Below are 374 nucleotides of genomic sequence, written 5' to 3'. Positions count from 1 at the left end.
GAGGTGTAGCGCAGTTTGGTAGCGCACATGGTTTGGGACCATGGGGCCGGGGGTTCGAGTCCCTTCACCTCGACCAACCAGGACCTTTAGCTCAGTTGGTTAGAGCGCCCGGCTCATAACCGGTAGGTCTGGGGTTCGAGTCCCTGAAGGTCCATTATTCTTCATAGGGGTGTAGCTCAGTTGGTAGAGCGTCGGTCTCCAAAACCGTGCGCCGGGGGTTCGAGTCCCTCCACCCCTGCCAAATAAAAAGGACTTGAAAAAAAACGAGTTTTAGAGTAATATAAGATAGTAAATAATATTTCGAGGTGTAGCGCAGTTTGGTAGCGCACATGGTTTGGGACCATGGGGCCGGGGGTTCGAGTCCCTTCACCTCG

Annotated in this window: 3 tRNA genes; all 3 read left to right on the top strand. The window is 53.5% G+C overall.

The features are described from left to right. Positions 1-80 precede the first annotated feature (80 nt). Positions 81-154, top strand: a tRNA-Ile gene (locus KGF41_RS20600). Between the two features lie 11 nt (positions 155-165). Then, positions 166-241: transfer RNA gene (locus KGF41_RS20595), tRNA-Trp, on the top strand. Positions 242-301: 60 nt separating this feature from the next. Then, positions 302-374: transfer RNA gene (locus KGF41_RS20590), tRNA-Pro, on the top strand.

The organism is Clostridioides sp. ZZV14-6150, assembly GCF_020657875.1.
Lineage (GTDB): Bacteria > Bacillota > Clostridia > Peptostreptococcales > Peptostreptococcaceae > Clostridioides.
The sequence above is the reverse complement of the archived record's forward strand: the minus strand, read 5'-3'. Positions and strand labels throughout refer to the sequence as shown.